Annotated in this window: 12 protein-coding genes and 1 pseudogene; 10 read left to right on the forward strand and 3 right to left on the reverse strand. The window is 64.4% G+C overall.

What is annotated here, in order from left to right:
- The first annotated feature begins 247 nt into the window (after positions 1–247).
- Positions 248–1,525, forward strand: coding sequence for a 4-aminobutyrate--2-oxoglutarate transaminase (locus P9236_RS19300; protein WP_278076078.1), 1,278 nt, complete (start codon positions 248–250; stop codon positions 1,523–1,525).
- 30 nt (positions 1,526–1,555) lie between these two features.
- Here the strand turns inward: P9236_RS19300 and P9236_RS19305 are convergent.
- The 3 genes and pseudogenes from P9236_RS19305 to P9236_RS19315 all read right to left on the reverse strand — a co-directional run bounded on the left by P9236_RS19305 (position 1,556) and on the right by P9236_RS19315 (position 3,417).
- Positions 1,556–1,892 (reverse strand): annotated as a pseudogene (locus P9236_RS19305) (type II toxin-antitoxin system RelE/ParE family toxin).
- Positions 1,893–1,895: 3 nt separating this feature from the next.
- Positions 1,896–2,126: a type II toxin-antitoxin system ParD family antitoxin gene (locus P9236_RS19310; protein WP_278076079.1), complete on the reverse strand. Its 231-nt coding sequence runs from the start codon at positions 2,124–2,126 to the stop codon at positions 1,896–1,898.
- A 37-nt stretch (positions 2,127–2,163) separates the two neighbouring features.
- Positions 2,164–3,417, reverse strand: coding sequence for an FAD-dependent oxidoreductase (locus P9236_RS19315; protein WP_278076080.1), 1,254 nt, complete (start codon positions 3,415–3,417; stop codon positions 2,164–2,166).
- A gap of 427 nt (positions 3,418–3,844) precedes the next feature.
- Here P9236_RS19315 and P9236_RS19320 point away from each other — a divergent pair, with 427 nt between their 5' ends.
- The 9 genes from P9236_RS19320 (at position 3,845) to P9236_RS19360 (ending at position 12,058) form a co-directional block, all read left to right on the forward strand.
- Positions 3,845–5,161 carry an imelysin family protein gene (locus P9236_RS19320; protein WP_278076081.1) on the forward strand — a complete coding sequence of 439 codons (1,317 nt, stop codon included), beginning with the start codon at positions 3,845–3,847 and terminating at the stop codon, positions 5,159–5,161.
- 50 nt (positions 5,162–5,211) lie between these two features.
- Positions 5,212–5,523 carry a (2Fe-2S)-binding protein gene (locus P9236_RS19325; protein WP_278076082.1) on the forward strand — a complete coding sequence of 104 codons (312 nt, stop codon included), beginning with the start codon at positions 5,212–5,214 and terminating at the stop codon, positions 5,521–5,523.
- Positions 5,489–5,974: a bacterioferritin gene (gene bfr / locus P9236_RS19330; RefSeq protein WP_278076083.1), complete on the forward strand. Its 486-nt coding sequence runs from the start codon at positions 5,489–5,491 to the stop codon at positions 5,972–5,974. The genes P9236_RS19325 and bfr overlap by 35 nt, the downstream gene beginning before the upstream one ends.
- A gap of 12 nt (positions 5,975–5,986) precedes the next feature.
- On the forward strand, positions 5,987–7,588 hold the full coding sequence (locus P9236_RS19335) for a di-heme oxidoredictase family protein (protein WP_278076084.1): 1,602 nt from the start codon (positions 5,987–5,989) through the stop codon (positions 7,586–7,588).
- A complete protein-coding gene (locus P9236_RS19340; RefSeq protein WP_278076085.1) occupies positions 7,588–8,667 on the forward strand; it encodes an imelysin family protein in 1,080 nt (359 codons plus the stop codon). The genes P9236_RS19335 and P9236_RS19340 overlap by 1 nt, the downstream gene beginning before the upstream one ends.
- Before the next feature lie 4 nt (positions 8,668–8,671).
- Positions 8,672–9,778 (forward strand): DUF1513 domain-containing protein, encoded by a 1,107-nt coding sequence (locus P9236_RS19345; RefSeq protein WP_278076086.1) that lies wholly within the window; start codon positions 8,672–8,674, stop codon positions 9,776–9,778.
- Between the two features lie 148 nt (positions 9,779–9,926).
- On the forward strand, positions 9,927–10,634 hold the full coding sequence (gene tsaB, locus P9236_RS19350) for a tRNA (adenosine(37)-N6)-threonylcarbamoyltransferase complex dimerization subunit type 1 TsaB (RefSeq protein ID WP_278076087.1): 708 nt from the start codon (positions 9,927–9,929) through the stop codon (positions 10,632–10,634).
- Positions 10,634–11,128 carry a ribosomal protein S18-alanine N-acetyltransferase gene (gene rimI / locus P9236_RS19355; protein WP_278076088.1) on the forward strand — a complete coding sequence of 165 codons (495 nt, stop codon included), beginning with the start codon at positions 10,634–10,636 and terminating at the stop codon, positions 11,126–11,128. Before tsaB ends, rimI begins: the two co-directional genes overlap by 1 nt.
- 117 nt (positions 11,129–11,245) lie before the next feature.
- On the forward strand, positions 11,246–12,058 hold the full coding sequence (locus P9236_RS19360) for a lysophospholipid acyltransferase family protein (RefSeq protein WP_278076089.1): 813 nt from the start codon (positions 11,246–11,248) through the stop codon (positions 12,056–12,058).
- Positions 12,059–12,079 lie beyond the last annotated feature (21 nt).

Genomic DNA, 12,079 nt, shown 5'->3' on the forward strand with positions numbered 1-12,079 from the left:
CCTCGGCCGCGGGAGCCGCTCCTGACGGCGCTACGTCGCGGATGAAATGAGGATAATCGATCGACGGGAAAAGGAAACTGTTTCTGCCTGGCGACCGGCCGGCTGGTTAAGATCGATTTCCGCCTTGCGCCAGGCCCAATCGACTGGGCCATGGTGCCAACTTGAGGAAAACGTGAAATAAGGCGAGAAGAGCTCCATCAAACGGAACGGGCCCAGTCTCGATGAGGGAGGCCCGATGAGGGACGACATGAAGAATTCAGCCATTTCCGAACGCAAGAACCAGTCGATCTCGCGCGGCGTCGGTATGACCACGCAGATCTATGCCGATCGCGCCGAGAATTCGGAAATCTGGGACGTCGAGGGCCGCCGCTACATCGATTTCTCCTCGGGGATCGCCGTGGTCAACACGGGTCACCGGCATCCGAAGGTGATCGAGGCGGTCAAGGCGCAGCTCGACCGCTTCACCCACACCTGCCATCAGGTGGTGCCCTATGAGAGCTATGTGCGCCTCGCCGAGCGGCTCAACGGCATGCTGCCCGGTAAGTTCGACAAGAAGACGATCTTCGTCACCACCGGCGCCGAGGCGGTCGAGAACGCCATCAAGATCGCGCGCAACGCCACCGGCCGCCAGGCGGTGATCGCCTTCTCCGGCGGCTTCCATGGCCGCACTTTCATGGGTATGGCGCTGACCGGCAAGGTCGTGCCTTACAAGGTTGGCTTCGGCGCCATGCCGGCCGATGTCTTCCACGCGCCGTTCCCGGTCGCGCTGCATGGCGTTTCGGTTGCGGATTCGCTCGCCGCGCTCGACAAGCTGTTCAAGGCCGATGTCGATCCGGCTAGGGTCGCTGCCATCATCGTCGAGCCGGTGCAGGGCGAGGGCGGCTTCTATGAGGCGCCGCGCGATTTCATGACGGCGCTGCGCAAGATCTGCGACCAGCATGGCATCCTGCTCGTCGCCGATGAGGTGCAGACCGGCTTTGCCCGCACCGGCAAGATGTTCGCCATGGAGCACCACGACGTGGCGCCCGATCTCACCACCATGGCCAAGAGCCTCGCCGGCGGTTTCCCGCTCTCGGCCGTCACCGGCCGCGCCGAGATCATGGATGCGCCTGGCCCCGGCGGCCTTGGCGGCACCTATGGCGGCAGCCCGATCGGCGTCGCCGCGGCCCATGCGGTGCTTGACGTCATCGAGGAGGAAAAACTCTGCGACCGCGCCAACGCGCTGGGCGCCAGGCTGAAGCAGCGCCTGGTTTCGATCCGCGAGGATGTGCCGGAGATCGTCGACATTCGCGGCCCGGGCTTCATGAACGCCGTCGAGTTCAACGACGTCAGCAAAGGCCTGCCCTCTGCAGAATTCGCCAATGCGGTGCGGCTGAAGGCGCTCGACAAGGGCCTCATCCTGCTCACATGCGGCGTCTACGGCAACGTCATCCGCTTCCTTTCGCCGATCACCATCCAGGACGGCGTGATGACTGAGGCGCTGGATATCCTGGAGAGCTCGATCCGCGAGGCGCGCGCGGCGTGAAGGGCGGCCTCGCATTTCTCCTGACGGCTTTCACAGAGCCGGGCGAACGTGCCGGCAGGAGTCCGGATTCTGCAACCATCTTGGCGTGCAGAACCCGCCACACATCGATATGGTCGGCCTGTTCGAGATAAAAAATCAGGTACGGATAGCGCTTGAATTGCACGCTGCGCAAACCGGGTAATCCAATTTCGTAGCCGTGCCTCAGCGAGCCCGATGCCGGATGGTTGGCTATCAGTTCGTAGGCATTTTGAAGATCCTCGACATAGCCCAACGCCATGTGCGAACCGACTTCGCGCGCATAGTAATCGATAGCGTCCTCGATATCCCGCAAAGCAAGGTTTCGAGGAATGATTGCCTTTGTGGCCACTAATTATTGGCCTTGGGCTCGTTTTCGCAGCGCTGCGAAATAGTCGTCGTCAACTGGAGCGCCCGGCGCGGACGACGCGCCCTCGAGGAGCAAACGGCGCAGACGTTGACGATCCTGATCGTTCCGGATCAATTCACGCACATACTCGCTGCTCGTGCCATAGCCGCGATCCGCCACTTGCTGATCGACATAATGCTTCAGGCTATCAGGCAGTGAGATATTCATGGTGCTCATTTTGCCATTTTATGGCGTATGGCAAAAATTGGCAACTCTACGCATCTGCCTTGGCCGTCTCCGTGGTCTGAAAGCCGGCAAGTGCCGCCTTCAGCGCGTCCGGCCCAGCCGCGACCATCTGCGGCGCGGGCGAGAAGCCGGCGCCGAGCATCTTGCGGCCGAGCATGTGGTCGGCCGGGCGATTGACGGATTCAATGCCGAGCAGCCGGTTGCCCGCATAGTGATAGATCGAGAACTTGTTCTCGGCCGGCTCGCCGAGCACGACATGGCTGTCGCCGCCTTGCGTCAGGCCGACCATCTGCAGCTTCATGTCGCCGATATCCGACCAGAACCACGGCAGGGCGGAGAAGGGTTCGGCATGGCCGAGGATGGTGCGCGCGGCAAGCCGCGCCTGGTCGGTGGCGTTCTGCACCGATTCCAACCGTACGTCGGCGCCGGTGAACCAGTGCCGGTAGGAAGCGGCATCGCCGACGGCGAGGATTTCCGGGATCGAGCTTCGCATATGCTGGTCGACGCGGATGCCGTTGCCGATCACGATGCCGGCGGCTTCCGCCAGCTCGACATTGGGCACCACGCCGATGCCGATGATGACCATCTGCGCCGCCAGGCGCTCGCCGCTCGAGGTGATCGCGGCCGAGACGCGGCCGCCTTCGCCTTCCAGTCGGGCAACCGTGGTGCCGGCCAGGATGCGCACGCCCATCGCATCGAGACGCTGTCGCACATGAGCCGCTATCACCGGCGCCACGGCACGGCCGAGCAGCCTGTCGAGAGCCTCGACGACCGTGACCCTGCGCCCGGCTGCCCTCAGCGTCGCCGCGATCTCCAGCCCGATGAAGCCGCCGCCCAGGATGGCGACGTCCTCGCTCTGGGCGCTTAACTCGCGGATCAGCCGCGCGTCGGCCAGCGAGCGCAGCGACACCACGCCGGCGAGCTCTGCGCCATCGAGCCTGAGGAAGCGCGGCCGCGATCCGGTCGCAAGCACCAGCCGGTCGAAGGGAATTGCGCCGCCGCCGGAAACCTCGAGCCGCCGCGCGCCAATATCGATGCTGTCGATCCAAACCCCCGGCCGGAAATCGATGGCGTTGCCCGAATAGAAGGCTTCGCCGCGCAAAGGCTGCGGTTTGGCTTCCGCATCCTTGATGAAGGTCTTGGACAGCGGCGGCTTGTGGTAGGGCAGCTCGTTCTCGTCGCCGATCAGGATGACCGGTCCGTCATAGCCTTCGTCGCGCAGGCTCGCTGCCGCCTGCACGCCGGCATGGCCCGCGCCGACAATCACCACCCCGTTCCTCATGGCAGCCCTTTTTTCTTTGAAATCTAGTATCTTCCGGCAAGTGGCGATTGCCTGCCGCCGCCGCAAGAGCCTTGGTCCGGGTCGCACCCAGGATGGCCGCCTGTCAATGCGGATGTTCGGCGCGTCGCCGGCTAAAGTTGATAATTCTAGTTTAGAATAATTCTAAACTGTTGTTTCAATTGAATTTTCTCTGCCTCGCCAGTTGACTTCCGGCCTTTCCGCCGCTTTATGGAGAGCCTGCGCTCCTGGCGCATTCCTTTGATGTCTGGGCCTTGAACCCTTTCGATTGGAGGCATTTCGGTGTCTTTTGCTGATTGGCCGCGCCATTGCGCGGCGATTTTGCCTTTCCGGTCATTCGTGCTCGCGCTGGCGCTGCTCGCCTGCGGCCGTACACCTATGTCACTGAATTTCTGAGGAGATGAGATTGATGAAAGCGACGATCATGCCGCGCATTGTTACGCCACGTTGGGGCGGCAGGCTTGCCGCGATCGGCGCCACCGCGGCGCTGACGGCCGCCGTGTTCGTGCTGCCTGCGAAAGCCGAAACCGACGCGAAGGCTGTGATCAAGACCTATGCCGACATCGCGCTGGCCAAGTACGAGGACTCGCTGACCACCGCGCAGGCGCTCGACAAGGCCGTCGACGCGCTCATCGCCACGCCCTCGGCCGTGACGCTGAATGCCGCTCGCGAGGCCTGGAAGGCGGCGCGCGTCCCCTACCAGCAGACCGAGGTCTATCGCTTCGGTAACAAGATCGTCGACGACTGGGAAGGCGGGGTGAATTCCTGGCCGCTGGACGAAGGCCTGATCGACTATGTCGCCAAGAGCTACGGCACCGAGTCGGACGAGAACGCGCTCTATACCGCGAACGTCATCGCCAACAAAGAGATCGAGATCAATGGCAAGAAGGTCGACGCCTCGAAGCTGACGCCCGAATTCCTCTCCGGCACGCTGCAGGAGGCCGGCGGCGTCGAGGCCAATGTGGCGACCGGCTATCACGCCATCGAATTCCTGCTCTGGGGCCAGGACCTGCATGGCACTGGCCCCGGAGCCGGTGAGCGGCCTTACACCGACTACGATCTCAAGAACTGCACCGGCGGCAACTGCGACCGGCGTGCCGAATATCTGAAATCGGCGAGCGACCTTCTGGTGTCCGACCTGCAGGAGATGGTCGACAACTGGAAGGAAGGCGGCGCGGCGCGCAAGAACCTTACCGACGGCGAGCCGAATGCCGGCATCTCCACCATCTTCACCGGCATGGGCTCGCTCTCCTACGGCGAACTGGCCGGCGAGCGCATGAAGCTGGGCCTGTTGCTGCACGACCCCGAGGAGGAGCACGATTGCTTCTCCGACAACACCTACAACTCGCATCTCTACGACGCCGTCGGCATCCGCGCCGCCTATCACGCCAGCTACACGCGGCTCGACGGCACCGTGGTTTCCGGCCCGTCTGTCTCCGACATGGTGAAGGCAGCGGATCCGGCGATCGACAAGGAACTGTCCGACAAGCTCGATGTCACCATCGCCAAGATGGAGGCTATCAAGGCGCAGGCGCTGGCCGGCGAGGCCTATGACCAGCAGATCGCCGAAGGCAATGCGGAGGGCAATGCCACGGTGCAGGCGGCGATCGACGCGCTGATCGATCAGACCAAGTCGATCGAGCGCGCCGTCGGCTCGCTCAAGCTCAACGCCATCGCCTTCGAGGGCTCCGACAGCCTCGATGCGCCGGACAAGGTGTTCAAGTAGGATCGTCGGGCCAATAACAGCCAAGCGGCGCCGTCAGCCAGAGCAAGTAAATGCTGATCTGCCATTGCAACATCATCACCGAAAAGGAGATCGAGCAGACGATCATCGGTCTGCTGCATGAAGATCCCTGGCAGCTTATTGTGCCGGCCAAGGTTTATCATGCCATGGGCAAGCGCGGCCGCTGTTGCGGCTGCTTCCCAAATGTGGTGGAAACGATCATTCGGGTCACCGAGAACTATCACGCCCGTTCAGAGGGGAGCGGCGCGGACATCGTTTCACACCTGGATCGCGTGAGAAACCTGCGCATCCAATACGGGAGCAGATTCCATGAAAGGCGAACCGCAGATCATCGAGCGGCTTAACGAAGCTCTGTTTCTGGAGCTCGGAGCAGTCAATCAGTACTGGGTCCATTATCGTCTGCTCGAGGACTGGGGTTACACCAGGCTGGCAAAGAAGGAGCGGGCGGAATCGATCGAGGAAATGCATCATGCCGACCGGCTGGTGGCCCGCATCATCTTCCTCGAAGGGCATCCGAACCTGCAATCCGTCGCGCCGCTGCGCATCGGCCAGAACGTGAAGGAAGTGCTCGAATCCGATCTCGCCGGCGAATATGACGCGCGCATCTCCTACAAGCGCTCGCGCGAGATCTGCCAGGATGAGGGCGACTACGTGTCGATGAAGCTCTTCGAGGACTTGCTTGCGGATGAGGAAAGCCACATCGACTTCCTCGAGACGCAGCTCGACCTGCTCGCCTCGATCGGCGAGGAAAAATACGGCCAGCTCAACGCCGACTCGGCCAACGAGGCGGAGTAAGGACATGCGGGAATGCGGCGCCCCATAGATTTTTCGCGTCGCTCGCGGCGGGCCAAAGATGTTGGCCTGCCGCTTCCGAAGAACCCGCGATATTGGACCCGTCGCGGGCCTTGGCTTTTGCTGGCGGTCACGCTCTTAGCATCCGCTTCGGCTGGCGTGCCGGCCGGCCTGTCGACCAGCCGCACTGACCTGACCCCGAACGACCAGGCGCGGGTTCTGGCCGTCACCAGGCAAACCAGCGACTTTACCAAACCCGAGCCGTTCGAGCTGATGCAGGGCGGCGCCGGCACGTCCAGGAAAGACATCAACCGCGATGCCTTCTCGCAATCCTCCGCCAACATCACCTTCGCGGAAGAAGCGACCTTCAAGCTCGGCAACGCGCTTTTCCGCAAGAACTGGGTGTCGTCGCCATCGTCCACGCAGGCCTCCGACGGGCTCGGTCCGCTGTTCAACGAACGCGCCTGCCAGAATTGCCATTTGAAGGACGGTCGGGGGCGGCCACCGGGAAATGCCACCGGCTCGACCTCCATGTTCCTGCGGCTGGCGCGCGATGCAAGCGATGCGCAGGAGAGGGCCGAGCTCGCCGACCACAAGCTGGTGAACTTTCCCGACCCGGTCTATGGCTCGCAATTGCAGGAGCTCGCTGTCCCTGGCCTCAAAGGCGAGGGCCGCATGCGTGTCGACTATTCGGAAGAGAAGGTCAGGCTCGGCGACGGCACCGTGGTTTGGCTGCGCAAGCCCAGCTACTCGGTCGAGGGCCTTGGCTATGGCCCGCTAGATCCTCGCACCACGCTGTCGCCGCGCCTTACGCCGCCGATGATCGGGCTCGGCCTGATCGAGCAGATCGCTCCGGCTGATATCCTCGCCCATGCCGATCCGGACGATCGCGATGGTGATGGCATCTCCGGCAGGCCGAACATCGTTCGCGACGAGCTGAGCGGCGAACTGACGCTCGGCCGTTTCGGCTGGAAGGCGCAGGCTGCCTCGATCCGCCAGCAGGCGGCCGATGCCTTTGCCGGCGACATCGGCATTTCCACGCCCGAAGTGCCGAAGCATTGGGGCGACTGCACCGAAGCGCAAAAGGATTGCCTAGTCCTGCCGAACGGCGTGCAGCAGCGGCTGGGCACGGCAGAAGCGCCGCCCCCGGTCATGGACCTCGTTACCTTCTACTCGCGGAACCTGGCCGTGCCGGCGCGGCGCGACCTCGACAAGCCGGAGGTCCTTGTCGGCAAGAGGCAATTCTACGAGATGGGCTGCATTTCCTGCCACACGCCGAAATTCGTCACTCTGCGCGGCACGCCCGACAAGGCGCAGGCCTTCCAGCTGATCTGGCCTTATTCCGACTTCCTGCTGCACGACATGGGCGCAGGCCTCGCCGACGGCCAGCGTGTAGGGGAAGCGAGCGGCAGCGAATGGCGCACGCCGCCGCTCTGGGGTATCGGCCTGACCGCGACGGTCAACGGCAATACCTTCTACCTGCATGACGGGCGCGCCCGCACGCTTGAGGAAGCGATCCTCTGGCACGGCGGCGAGAGCCGGAAGGCGCGCGACCGCTTTGCTGGCGCCGCCGCGGCCGATCGCGATGCGCTGATCAAATTCCTGGAGTCGCTCTGATGTCGAAACGCTTGGCCGCCGCGGTTGTCCTTCCCCTCCTGCTGGTGGTTGCTCGGCCGGCTTCGGCCGCGGTCAAGGCTTCCGACGTTATCGGGCGCGCGATCGACGGCTTCGTCCGCCCCGCCTATGCCAGGCTTGACGATCATGCCGCGAGCCTGACCAAGGCAATACACCAGCTTTGCGATACTCCATCACGGCAAAATCTGGATGAGGCGCGCGCGGACTTTTCCGCCACGGTCGAAGCCTGGTCGGTGGCCGAGATCATTGCCTTCGGACCGGTCAAGGAGAACAACCGCCTGGAGCGCATGCTCTACTGGCCGGACCGCAAGAGCATCGGTTTGAGGCAGGTGCAGGCGACGCTCGCCGCCAAGGATCCCTCCGCCACCGATCCGGCGCAGCTTGCCGGGAAGAGTGTCGCCATGCAGGGGCTCGGCGCGCTCGAATACGTGCTGTTCGGCGATGGCGCCGAAACGCTTGCCGGCAAGGACGAGCCCTATCGATGCGCGTATGGGTCGGCGGTGGCCGGCAACATCGAGGCGATCGCCGGCGAGGTCCGCGACGCCTGGGACAAGCCTGACGGCTTTGCCTCGCTCTGGGCCAATCCGGGGCCGAAGAACCCGCTCTATCACGACGGCGCCGAAGCGGTGACGGAACTGGTCGACGTCTTCATCAACGAGCTGGACATGATCCGCGACGTGCGGCTCAAAGGCTTCCTCGGCGCTAGGCCGGACGCCGACAAGCCGAAGCAGGCGATCTATTGGCGCTCGCAGAACACAACGAATTCGCTGGCCGGGAACCTGTCCGGCATCGACCAGTTGTTCCAGGCCTCGGAACTCGGCGATGCGCTGCCCGCCGATGCGCGGTGGATGGCAGAGTCCATCCATATCCAGCTTACCAATGGTGTGGCGACGGCCAAGTCTGTCGCTGGCCCGATCGACAAGTCGCTCGCCGATCCGGCATTGCGCGCCAAGCTCGAGCACTTCGCCCTGATCACCTCCAGCCTCTCGACCCTGATCGGCACCAGGATGACCGCCGAGTTCGGCCTGACCGCCGGCTTTTCGTCGCTTGACGGGGATTGATGCCGTGACGACCTCGCTCATCGATCGCCGCGATTTCCTGAAGGCGGCCGGCGCGAGCTTCGCCGCGGCCATGGCGCCGCGCGCCTGGGCGGACACGCTGGCAGCGGACGCGATCTTCGCCACCGCCTTCGTCAGGCGCGACGGCGGCTTCGGCGCCGCCGTGCTCTCCGAGGCCGGCAAGATCCTGCATATCCTCGATCTGCCCGACCGCGGCCATGACGTCACCTTCGATCTCGTGTCGAAGCGTTCGGTCGTCTTTGCCCGCCAGCCCGGCACCTTCGCCGTCGTCTTCGACCATGCCGGTCGCGAGAAGCCATTGACCATCGCCAGCATCGCCGGCCGGCATTTCTTCGGCCACGGCGTGTTCTCTCCCGACGGCGCGCTGCTCTATGCGACCGAGAACGATTTTGATAACGCCGCGGGCGTCGTTGGCGTTTATGACGCGCGGGCGAAATTCGATCGTATCGGCGAGTTCCCGACCTACGGCATGGGGCCGCATGAACTGCTTTTGCTTGGCGATGGCCGCACACTCGCCATCGCCAATGGCGGCATCGAAACCCATCCGGACTATGGTCGCGCCGAGCTGAACATCGCGACGATGAAGCCTTCCTACACGCTGGTCGACCGCGTCACCGGCGACCTGATCGAGAAGCATGAGCTGCCGCCGGCGCTGCACCAGCTCTCGATCCGCCACATGGACCGCGATCAGGCCGGCGCCGTCTGGTTCGGCTGCCAGTATCGCGGACCGGCGACCGACAGTCCGGCTCTGGTCGGGCGCGCCGCGCGCGGCAAGGAACTCGAACTGCTGGAGATGCCGCAGGACGTGCTCTCCAGCCTCCGCAACTATATCGGTTCCGTAGCCGCCAATCCCGTCGCCGGGACGGTCGCCGTCACTTCGCCGGAGGGGAACTCGCTGGCGGTCATTGATGCCGCCAGCGGGCGCGTTGTCGCGACCAGATCGCTTGTCGAAGTTTGCGGCCTGGCTCCCGATCGCGCCGGCTTCATGGCGACGACGGGCGCCGGTGAGATCGTCGGCGGCGCCGGTGCCGCGCGCTCCGAGCCCGACTATGTCTGGGACAACCACATGCTGCGCATCACGGGCGCTGCCTGACCGCCGACGGGCCTTGTGCCTGGTGTCGCCCGGAAGCAAAGCCGCTTAACATTTATGCGGCCTGGCACTTGCGGCGGCGGGCCATGCCGGGCAGAGGGAAGGCGTTCGTCAACCGGCCACATGAAGCTGCCCGTATGAAGCTGCCCGCATGAAACTGCTTGCCATCGACTGCGCCGCCAGTCTCTGTGCCGCCTGCGTCTACGACGCGGGTGCGGCCACTGAGCTTGGCCGCAAGGTGCTCGACCTCGGCAAGGGGCACGCCGAGCATCTGATGGCCGTCATCGAGGCCGCCTTGAAGGCCGGCGGGATCGGCTATCGGGAGCTGGGCGCCGTCGCCGTCTCGATCGGCCCTGGTTCCTTCACCGGCCTGCGCGTCGGCGTCTCCACCGCGCGCGGCCTGGCTTTGGCCTTGAAGATCCCGGCCATCGGCGTGACGACCCTGGAAGCGCTGGCGGCGGAGGCAGCGAATGCCTTTCCCGGCCGCGCCGTACTTGCCGCGCTCGACGCCGGCCGCGAGGAGATCCACGCGGCCCTTTTCGACAAAGCGTTAGTCTTGACTTACGGTCCTGCGGTGGCCACGCTTTCCGAGGCGACCGCAATGGCGGTCAACGCGTCCGCGATCCTCGCCGGCACCGCTGCGCCGCAGATTGCCGCGGCCGCCGGAAACAGCTTCGACTTCGGGCCGGTTTCCGCAACGGCGGATATCGCGACCTATGCCCGGCTGGCCGCCGCCAAGGGGCCAGGCGAAAAGCCGAAGCCGCTCTATCTGCGCGGCGCCGACGCCAAGCCGCAGGCCGGGTTCATATTGCCAAGACAAGACCGAAGAGATCACGGTCCGAAGGGAAAACAGTCCTGATGCGCATACCTTTCCTTCAACCGCGCCGCAGGGACTATGCGCTGGAGCCGCTGACGGTTGCCGACAGCGCCGCCGTTTCGGTGTTGCATCGCGAGGATTTTGTCCGGCCCTGGACCGACGGCGAATTCGCAGCGCTGCTCGAACAGGACACCGTGTTCGGTTACGCAGCGCGCGAGACAGGACAGGGATCGAAGCCTCCGGTCGGTTTCGTTCTGGCGCGTCTCGCGGCCGGCGAGGGCGAGATCCTGACGGTTGCCGTGGCTCGCGCGCATCGCCGCCAGGGGCTCGGCTGGCAACTGATGGATGCGGTGCTGCGCGAACTGCATGCGCAGCGCGCCGAGGCGCTTTTCCTCGAAGTCGACGAGACCAATGCGCCGGCGATCGCGCTCTACCGCAGGCTCGGCTTCCGCCAGGTCGGCCAGCGTCCGAACTACTACCGGTCGACCGAGCACGGCCCGACGGGCGCGCTTGTCATGCGCCGCGATCTTCGCTAGCGACATGGCGCATGACCCCGAACCGAAGGTTCAGGATCATGCGCCAAATTGGGGTGTTACAGCGTCGTTTGTGCGCCCGAGAGGGCGCGCGGCGCTGTAATGATAGGGCCGGAGCGAATGATCAAGAGGTTGCGGATTTTCATGGCGTTCGGCCTCGTCGCCGCCGGCACGCTGGTGATGGTGCCGCTGCAGCTCCTGTCGATGAAGACCGGGCTCTGGCCGGAGACGGTCGTCCTGAAAATCTGGCACGGTATGATCCTCAAGGCGCTCGGCATGCGCGTGCACGTAAAGGGCGCATTGGCCAAGCAGCGCCCCCTGCTCATCGCGGCCAATCACATCTCCTGGACCGACATCATGGTGCTCGGCTCCTTTGTCGACGTGAAGTTCATCGCCCGGGCCGATATGGAGGGCTGGCCGATGATCGGCATGCTGTCCAAGCTGCAGCGCACCGTCTTCATCGAGCGCGAGCGCAGGCGCACCTCCGGCGACCAAGCGAGCGAGATCGCCAGGCGCATGGCCAAGGGCGATGCCATGGTGCTGTTCGCCGAGGGCTCGACCGGTGACGGCAATCTGGTGCTGCCGTTCAAGAGCACTTTGTTCGGCGCGGCATCGATGGCGATTTCCGAAGGGGCTGCGGAGCAGGTGTTCATCCAGCCGGTGGCGATCGCCTATACGCGCCTGCACGGCGTGCCGATGGGCCGCCGCCACCGGCCGATGGCCGCCTGGATCGGCGACCAGGATCTGATGCCGCATCTGAAGGTCCTGCTTGCCGAAGGCGCCGTCGATGCCGAGGTGCATTTCGGCGATCCGGTGCCGTTCGCGAAGGGCTCGAACCGCAAGGAAACGGCAAGATTTATGGAAGCCAAGGTGCGCGAGATGATGCAGGCGGCGCTCGCCGATCCGCGTCCTAGTCGCCAGCGCATAGCCTGAAGACCGGACGCCCGGCGCCGT

It is taken from the genome of Mesorhizobium sp. WSM4884, assembly GCF_029625675.1.
Classification (GTDB): domain Bacteria; phylum Pseudomonadota; class Alphaproteobacteria; order Rhizobiales; family Rhizobiaceae; genus Mesorhizobium.

Bases quoted from the DNA above. Each gene is read 5' to 3' on its own strand.
- P9236_RS19325 (WP_278076082.1), top strand. From the start codon at position 5,212: ATGCTGATCTGCCATTGCAACATCATCACCGAAAAGGAGATCGAGCAG.
- P9236_RS19320 (WP_278076081.1), top strand. From the start codon at position 3,845: ATGAAAGCGACGATCATGCCGCGCATTGTTACGCCACGTTGGGGCGGC.
- P9236_RS19360 (WP_278076089.1), top strand. From the start codon at position 11,246: ATGATCAAGAGGTTGCGGATTTTCATGGCGTTCGGCCTCGTCGCCGCC.
- P9236_RS19315 (WP_278076080.1), bottom strand. From the start codon at position 3,417: ATGAGGAACGGGGTGGTGATTGTCGGCGCGGGCCATGCCGGCGTGCAG.
- rimI (WP_278076088.1), top strand. From the start codon at position 10,634: ATGCGCATACCTTTCCTTCAACCGCGCCGCAGGGACTATGCGCTGGAG.
- bfr (WP_278076083.1), top strand. From the start codon at position 5,489: ATGAAAGGCGAACCGCAGATCATCGAGCGGCTTAACGAAGCTCTGTTT.
- P9236_RS19310 (WP_278076079.1), bottom strand. From the start codon at position 2,126: ATGAGCACCATGAATATCTCACTGCCTGATAGCCTGAAGCATTATGTC.
- tsaB (WP_278076087.1), top strand. From the start codon at position 9,927: ATGAAACTGCTTGCCATCGACTGCGCCGCCAGTCTCTGTGCCGCCTGC.
- P9236_RS19300 (WP_278076078.1), top strand. From the start codon at position 248: ATGAAGAATTCAGCCATTTCCGAACGCAAGAACCAGTCGATCTCGCGC.
- P9236_RS19335 (WP_278076084.1), top strand. From the start codon at position 5,987: ATGCGGCGCCCCATAGATTTTTCGCGTCGCTCGCGGCGGGCCAAAGAT.
- P9236_RS19340 (WP_278076085.1), top strand. From the start codon at position 7,588: ATGTCGAAACGCTTGGCCGCCGCGGTTGTCCTTCCCCTCCTGCTGGTG.